General features: G+C 63.4%; 10 protein-coding genes. 5 read left to right on the top strand and 5 right to left on the bottom strand.

Features of this window, described 5'->3' with window-relative positions; translation table 11 throughout:
* Nucleotides 1-63 precede the first annotated feature (63 nt).
* From PVZ78_RS29275 to PVZ78_RS29260, 4 genes are all read right to left on the bottom strand, one after another.
* On the bottom strand, nucleotides 64-822 hold the full coding sequence (locus PVZ78_RS29275) for a hypothetical protein (protein WP_009047367.1): 759 nt from the start codon (nucleotides 820-822) through the stop codon (nucleotides 64-66).
* Nucleotides 815-1,093: a DUF1145 domain-containing protein gene (locus PVZ78_RS29270; RefSeq protein ID WP_009047366.1), complete on the bottom strand. Its 279-nt coding sequence runs from the start codon at nucleotides 1,091-1,093 to the stop codon at nucleotides 815-817. The genes PVZ78_RS29275 and PVZ78_RS29270 overlap by 8 nt, the downstream gene beginning before the upstream one ends.
* A 118-nt stretch (nucleotides 1,094-1,211) precedes the next feature.
* Nucleotides 1,212-1,931, bottom strand: a complete 720-nt coding sequence (locus PVZ78_RS29265) for an OmpA family protein (RefSeq protein ID WP_009047365.1) — start codon at nucleotides 1,929-1,931, stop codon at nucleotides 1,212-1,214.
* Nucleotides 1,932-2,033: 102 nt separating this feature from the next.
* Nucleotides 2,034-2,726, bottom strand: a complete 693-nt coding sequence (locus PVZ78_RS29260) for an OmpA family protein (RefSeq protein WP_124307791.1) — start codon at nucleotides 2,724-2,726, stop codon at nucleotides 2,034-2,036.
* A 195-nt stretch (nucleotides 2,727-2,921) separates the two neighbouring features.
* Here PVZ78_RS29260 and PVZ78_RS29255 point away from each other — a divergent pair, with 195 nt between their 5' ends.
* The 4 genes from PVZ78_RS29255 (at nucleotide 2,922) to PVZ78_RS29240 (ending at nucleotide 4,664) form a co-directional block, all read left to right on the top strand.
* Nucleotides 2,922-3,419, top strand: coding sequence for a DUF6231 family protein (locus PVZ78_RS29255; protein ID WP_016702041.1), 498 nt, complete (start codon nucleotides 2,922-2,924; stop codon nucleotides 3,417-3,419).
* A 4-nt stretch (nucleotides 3,420-3,423) separates the two neighbouring features.
* The gene (locus PVZ78_RS29250; protein WP_009047362.1) at nucleotides 3,424-3,900 is read left to right on the top strand and encodes a YchJ family protein; all 477 of its coding nucleotides are present in this window, start codon (nucleotides 3,424-3,426) and stop codon (nucleotides 3,898-3,900) included.
* 72 nt (nucleotides 3,901-3,972) lie between these two features.
* Nucleotides 3,973-4,467: an LEA type 2 family protein gene (locus PVZ78_RS29245; protein WP_009047361.1), complete on the top strand. Its 495-nt coding sequence runs from the start codon at nucleotides 3,973-3,975 to the stop codon at nucleotides 4,465-4,467.
* Nucleotides 4,464-4,664 carry an SEC-C metal-binding domain-containing protein gene (locus tag PVZ78_RS29240; protein WP_007923047.1) on the top strand — a complete coding sequence of 67 codons (201 nt, stop codon included), beginning with the start codon at nucleotides 4,464-4,466 and terminating at the stop codon, nucleotides 4,662-4,664. Before PVZ78_RS29245 ends, PVZ78_RS29240 begins: the two co-directional genes overlap by 4 nt.
* A 119-nt stretch (nucleotides 4,665-4,783) precedes the next feature.
* On the opposite strand, the gene PVZ78_RS29235 is transcribed toward PVZ78_RS29240, so the two are convergent.
* Nucleotides 4,784-5,344, bottom strand: a complete 561-nt coding sequence (locus PVZ78_RS29235) for a cysteine hydrolase family protein (RefSeq protein WP_053268371.1) — start codon at nucleotides 5,342-5,344, stop codon at nucleotides 4,784-4,786.
* Between the two features lie 147 nt (nucleotides 5,345-5,491).
* Between PVZ78_RS29235 and PVZ78_RS29230 the strand changes: the two genes are divergently transcribed.
* Entirely contained in the window at nucleotides 5,492-6,136 is a 645-nt protein-coding gene (locus PVZ78_RS29230; protein ID WP_009047359.1) for a glutathione binding-like protein, read from the top strand.
* Nucleotides 6,137-6,221 lie beyond the last annotated feature (85 nt).

Genomic DNA, 6,221 nt, shown 5'->3' with positions numbered 1-6,221 from the left:
CCCTGTAGGAGCGAGGCTTGCCCGCGATGGCGCTGGAATCAGCACCACCTATTTAAGGACTGTTTACAGGCGCTGTACCGTGACCGAACCCGCGGGGCCTGCCGGCCCTGGATGGCCTTCGGCGCCAGGACGGCCGCTCTTGCCACCGTCGGCGCGATAGACAAAGCAGCCCTTGGACTTGCCGCCAGCCCCGGGTTTGCCGCCCGCACCGGCCACACCGCCGGCCCCGCCATCGACCCAGACCTTGATCTGCTCTGCCGGGTAATCGCGCGGCAGCTCGACCCGCACCTGGGCACCCGCCGCCCCCGGCTGACCGTCACCGCCGTTGTCGCCATCGGCGCCACGCCCGGCCTGGCCCCAGGTGCACCCCGGCTCTTCGCCGTTGGCGCCATCGAGGCCGACATAACCCGGCGCGCCGGTGCCGCCGCGTGCATCCACCGAGAGTTCCCCGGCCTGCAGCGAGGCGATACGCAGATTCAGGTTGCGCCCGGGTTTGGCCGCCTTCTGGTAAGTCCCCGGAGCCCCGCGGGAGGTGATCTGGCTACCAGCCTCCAGGTCGGCATGGTCGACGTTCAGCAGCAGGCTCTGTTCGGCCGGAACGATAGCGATCCGCGCTTCACGCCCCAGGCGCAGCTCGCCGACCTTGACCTCGGTAACCGTGGACGGAATCAGCAAGGTGCCGTAGTCGGCCACTTCCAGGCGCTCCAGTTGCAGGCTGCTGGTGGTGTTGGGCAGGCGCATCAGGGAGTTGGTCTCGACCGTCACCACCTGGGCCTGGACCAGTGGGCTGCATAGCACGGCGAGCAGGCAGAGCTTACGCATGGCCGACCTCCGCGGGCTTCGCCGCCTTGAAGGTCTGCAGATGGAAAATGCCGGTCAGGAGAATCTGCAGGCGATCTCGCCAAGGGTGGGCGCGGCCCTTGAGGCTGCCGTTGAACAGCAGCAGCTCCATCAGGTGGGTCAGCAACAACAGGCTGCCTGCCAGATTGATCAACAGATGAATCGGATTGATCAGCGGGATGACCAGATTGACCAGCACCAGCAACCAGAACAGCAGCGTCAACAACTTGCCCAGCCCCCAAAACACCTTCATATGCCCCCCTTTGCGAGTTTTTCTTTGCGCGCACAGTAACGACTTCGGCGAGGCATAAGCCAGAGGGCGGCGAAAATTCTCCCGCCGCCCCCTGCCAAGCCGCCCTGGCGCCTGGTGATCAACGCTGAATATGCAGCTCCACCCGACGGTTCTGCGCCCGCCCTTCTTCGGTGGCGTTGTCGGCGACCGGCTCGCTCTCGCCCTTGCCCTGGCTGGTCAGTTTGTCCGGTGCCAGGCCCTGGCTCAGGAGGAATGCGACGACGCTGCTGGCGCGGCGTTCGGACAGTTTCTGGTTGTATTCATCCGTCCCTTGGCTGTCGGTGTGGCCGACCACCTTGATGCTCTGCACGTCGGCACCCTGAAGCTTGGCCAGCAGCCCCTGCAGCTGGTTTTGCGCTTCGGGTGTCAGTTCCGTCGAGTCGAAGGCAAACAGCACATCGCCCTGATCGCTGAGGGTGATCACCTCGGATTGCGCCGCCGGCTCGGCTGCGGGTGCGGCCGGGTATTGCGGCAACGGGCAGCCACGATTGTCGACCGGGGTATTGGCCGGGGTATCCGGGCAACGGTCACGGCGGTCGAACACGCCGTCATCGTCCTTGTCGCCATCCTGGGCATAGCAGATCAAGCCACCGGTCACCAGGCCGAGCGCCGCGCCACCCGCGGCCCAGCCACCGCTTTCAATGGCGCCCAGGCCACCGCCCACCAGGCCGCCGAGCAGGCTGCAGATTGGCCACGTACGCTGGTTGAGGGGGGCAGTGCCGTCACTGTGGGTAGCGCAGCCTGTGAGCAGGCTGCCGAGCAGTAGAACCGGCAAGGCGGCTCGCGCGAGAAGACTCATCATGAATGCTCCTGTGTCACCGGCCCATACCGGTCACACAGGAGTAAAGACCCGCATGGGCGGCTGCACAAGCCGCCCATGCCAGGCAATCACGCCTGGCAATCAGCGGTTGATTTTGATTTCCGTGCGCCGGTTCATCGCCCGGCCGTCGGCGGTCTTGTTATCCGCGACCGGTTGGCTCTCGCCGGCACCGACTACCGAAACGAAACTGCTGCGGGGTACGCCCGCGCTGATCAGGTACTCAGTCACCGAACGCGCGCGTTTTTCCGAGAGGCGCTGGTTGTAGGCATCGCTGCCCACGCTGTCGGTGTGCCCGGTCACGCGCAACTGCGCACTCGGGGCTTCCTGTTTCAGGCGCGTGGCGATGGTGTCGAGCTTGGCTTTGTCGGCGGCCGTCAATTTGGCCGAGTCGAATTCGAAGTGCACGTCGCGGATGACAATGGTCTCTTCCTTGACCACCACCACTTCCTCGACCACGGCTACAGGCTCTGGCGGGCAACCGTTGGCGTCCACCTGCACGCCTTTAGGCGTGCCAGGGCACTTGTCGCGGCTGTCCGGCACGCCATCGCCGTCTTCGTCGCCATCTCCATGCACCCAGCAATAACCGGCCGCGACGCCGGCGCCCAGCAAGGCGCCGTATCCCGCCCAGGACGAGCTTTCAATCGCGCCCAACGCAGCCCCACCGACACCCCCAACAGCAGCGCAGGTCGGCCAATCGGTTTTCTGCAAACCTGCGCAACCAGTCAACACACTGGTTAGCAGAACCAAGGGTAATGCTGTCCGAACTATGCTCATCTAGTTATCTCCTGAGGGAATCGGCTTAGAACCGATTGGGGGAGTAAAGACCTGGCTTTAAATCTCCGCCAGCATCAGGCTGGCGGGCTTTGCCCCTGGATTTGCCCAGGAACGGCTGTCATTTCAGACAAAACGGCTCTAGGCCCGCGGGTCCGGGCAGGCTAGTCTTTGCCACTCAAAGATTGAGGAACTTCGATGACCGCAGGTATTTCTTCGCGCACGCCCCAGCAGGCCCTGGCCGCCCTGCTCGACCGCTACGCCCCACGACAGCTGCTGTTGATCGGCGCCAGCGGGTTTCCAGCCCTGGAGGCTTTTCGCCAGGCACACCCCGAAACCGTCATCGCCCAGACCGCGCCCGGCCCGTTGCCTACGGAACTGGCGGCGCGCCGTTTCGACCTGGCGCTGGCGGTCGACTGCCTGGAGCATCTGCCCAAGCGCGACGGCCTGAACCTGCTCGGCGGGATCCGCAATCTCAACGCCAGCCGCATCGCGGTACTGGCCGACCTGAATGCCTGCGGCTGGAAGGAGACCGACTTTTTCTCCCTGGCCCTGCAGGCCAGCGAACGTTTCCAGCGCGACGAACAGGTCCTGACCCTGTTCACCTACGATCTGCTTGAATACAAACAAGTGCCCGACTGGCTCAACTCCAGGTTCTGGGCGAATCCGGAAAACTTCGGAAAGTACTGGTGGTAATGCGATGAGTACCTCTATTTGTCCCTGCGGCAGCGGCAACCTGCTGGACGCCTGCTGCGGCCACTACCATGCCGGCCACCCCGCGCCCTGCGCCGAGGCCCTGATGCGCTCGCGCTACAGTGCCTACGTGCTGGGCCTGGTGGATTACCTGGTGGCCACCACGCTGCCGGCACAACAGAGCGGCCTGGACCGCCAGTCCATCAGCGACTGGAGCGCGCAGAGTACCTGGCTGGGCCTGGAAGTCGAAAGCTCGGAAGTCTTCGGCGGCCAGCCGGAACACGCCTTCGTCACCTTCACCGCACGCTGGCACGACAGCCATGGCGAACACAGCCATCGCGAACGCTCATCCTTCGTGCAGAACAGCGGGCACTGGTATTTCATCGACCCGACCGTGCAACTCAAGGCCGGCCGCAACGATGCCTGCCCCTGCGCCAGCGGGCAGAAATTCAAGAAGTGCTGCGCCAGCTATTTCGCCAGCTGAATCCCCGCCCCTGAGCCTGTCCTCGCGTGCGCTCCGCGGTTGCTAGACTGGGAGTTCAAACGGAGTAACGCCATGGTCGTTCAGCTGCGCGCACTACGGACCTTCGGACTGCTCACGGTGCTGGCGCTTTCGGGCTGTGCCTCGTGGTTCGTCGACAACACCCTCGACCCGCAGGTGCACCTGGTCAAGGTCGAGGTGATCAAGGCGAATTTGCTGGAGCAGCGTTTGCGCCTGCACTTTCGCGTCGACAACCCCAACGATGCCGACCTGACCGTCCGCGCCCTGGAGTACCGGATTCATCTCGGCGACGTGTTGCTGGCGGAGGGTGAGCATGAACACTGGTTCACCATCGGCCCCAAGCACAGCGCCTACTTCCAGGTCCCCGTGCGCACCAACCTGTGGCCACAGATACGCCAGGTAGTGAAATGGCTGAAGGAGCCGCAGCAACCGATCCCCTATCGCCTGGACGGTTTGCTGGAAACCGGATTATTCATCGGCCATGACGTGCACCTGGCGCGCAAAGGCGAGATAATTCCCGCCGATTTTATTCCGGAGCAACCTCGATGACCCAGCAACCCCATGTCCATGGCCCTGACTGCAACCACGATCATGACCACCACGATCACGATCACGGCCATGTTCACGGTCCGCATTGCAACCACGCTCACCAGGAGCCGGTGCGCAACGCCTTGAAAGATGTCGGCCGCAACGACCCTTGCCCATGCGGCAGCAGCAAGAAATTCAAGAAGTGCCACGGCGCCTGATGCCGTAATGCTGTGTCTTTGTCCTGCTTCTATGTAGGAGCAAGGGGGCGCCTAGCTCTTGCTCGCGATGAGATCAACTCGATTAACCGAGTCGCCTGCATCGCGAGCAAGCTTCGCTCCTACAGATCGCGTTGCAGGATCTGTCTCGAATCGATCACCGTCGCATACTCGCCATGCAGGTTGCCCAGCGACATGGCATGCACCTCCTCGGCGCTGTGGGCCTGACCGAAAAAGTCGACCTTGTCGAAGGTGTAGCAGGCGTCTTCCACCACCCAGGTATCGAACCCCAGATTGCCGGCGGTCCGCGCCGTCGATTCCACCGAGTTGTGGGTCGCCACACCGACAATCACCAGTTGGCCGATCCCGGCCTTGCGTAAATCGGCCTCCAGGGGCGTGGCGCAGAAGGCGTCCGGCACCTGCTTCTGGATCACCGCCTCAGCGCCCTGCGGCAAAAACCGCTGCTGAAACTCCACCCCCGACTGCCCCGGCCAGAACACCGACTGCTCGCTGCGCGACAGGTGCTGCACATGGATCAAAGGCCGCGCCGTCTGGCGCCAGTAAGCCAGCAACTCGGCGATGCGCTCCTCGGCCTGGGGGTTGTTACGCCGCCCGAGCCTGGGGTGCAGGATGCCCTGTTGCTGATCGATCAGGATCAGCGCTGCATTGGTCTGAAGCTCCATGCTGACTTTTCTCGTGTCGGGTCATTGAATTCCACGCACTTCAACATCACCTCTCCAGACAGGCAAGCCGTCGAACGTAGACCGGACCACCGAATACCACTGTTGGCTATCCGTAACAGAATGTCCTTCGTTTACCTGGAGAGTCCCATGATCGACCTGTATTACTGGACCACCCCCAACGGCCACAAGATTTCCCTGTTCCTCGAGGAAACCGGCCTGCCCTACAGCGTGCACCCGGTCAACATTGGCCAGGGCGAGCAGTTCAAGCCCGAGTTCCTGAAGATCGCGCCGAACAACCGGATCCCCGCCATCGTCGATCATCAGCCTGCCGATGGCGGTGCGCCGCTGTCGCTGTTCGAGTCCGGGGCGATTCTGCTGTACCTGGCGGAAAAGACCGGGCAGTTCCTGCCCAAGGACCTGCGTGGACGCCAGGAAGCCTTGCAGTGGCTGTTCTGGCAGATGGGCGGCCTGGGACCGATGGCCGGGCAGAACCACCATTTCAGCCAGTTCGCCCCGGAGAAAATCCCTTACGCGATCAAACGCTACGTCGATGAAACCGCGCGCTTGTACGGGGTGCTGGACCGACGCCTGGCGGACCGCGATTTCGTCGCCGGCAGCGAATACAGCATCGCCGACATGGCGATCTATCCGTGGATCGTCTCCCACAAGTGGCAAAGCCAGAATCTGGAAGACTTCCCCAACCTGCATCGCTGGTTCAACCGCATCCTCGATCGCCCCGCGACCGCGCGCGCCTATGCCATCGCCGCCCGGATCAACCCACCCAAATCCTGAGGCCCGATAGTCCACTGCCGGCCGGCAAACAGCGGTGGCTGCTCTGTTCCGGGCAACTACCGAACGGCCGGCGCGGGCTATTTAT

This window comes from Pseudomonas sp. SBT1-2, assembly GCF_028640875.1.
Classification (GTDB): Bacteria; Pseudomonadota; Gammaproteobacteria; order Pseudomonadales; family Pseudomonadaceae; genus Aquipseudomonas; species Aquipseudomonas chlororaphis_I.
The sequence above is the reverse complement of the archived record's forward strand: the minus strand, read 5'-3'. Positions and strand labels throughout refer to the sequence as shown.

Bases quoted from the DNA above. Each gene is read 5' to 3' on its own strand.
- PVZ78_RS29275 (WP_009047367.1), bottom strand. From the start codon at position 822: ATGCGTAAGCTCTGCCTGCTCGCCGTGCTATGCAGCCCACTGGTCCAG.
- PVZ78_RS29270 (WP_009047366.1), bottom strand. From the start codon at position 1,093: ATGAAGGTGTTTTGGGGGCTGGGCAAGTTGTTGACGCTGCTGTTCTGG.
- PVZ78_RS29265 (WP_009047365.1), bottom strand. From the start codon at position 1,931: ATGAGTCTTCTCGCGCGAGCCGCCTTGCCGGTTCTACTGCTCGGCAGC.
- PVZ78_RS29260 (WP_124307791.1), bottom strand. From the start codon at position 2,726: ATGAGCATAGTTCGGACAGCATTACCCTTGGTTCTGCTAACCAGTGTG.
- PVZ78_RS29255 (WP_016702041.1), top strand. From the start codon at position 2,922: ATGACCGCAGGTATTTCTTCGCGCACGCCCCAGCAGGCCCTGGCCGCC.
- PVZ78_RS29250 (WP_009047362.1), top strand. From the start codon at position 3,424: ATGAGTACCTCTATTTGTCCCTGCGGCAGCGGCAACCTGCTGGACGCC.
- PVZ78_RS29245 (WP_009047361.1), top strand. From the start codon at position 3,973: ATGGTCGTTCAGCTGCGCGCACTACGGACCTTCGGACTGCTCACGGTG.
- PVZ78_RS29240 (WP_007923047.1), top strand. From the start codon at position 4,464: ATGACCCAGCAACCCCATGTCCATGGCCCTGACTGCAACCACGATCAT.
- PVZ78_RS29235 (WP_053268371.1), bottom strand. From the start codon at position 5,344: ATGGAGCTTCAGACCAATGCAGCGCTGATCCTGATCGATCAGCAACAG.
- PVZ78_RS29230 (WP_009047359.1), top strand. From the start codon at position 5,492: ATGATCGACCTGTATTACTGGACCACCCCCAACGGCCACAAGATTTCC.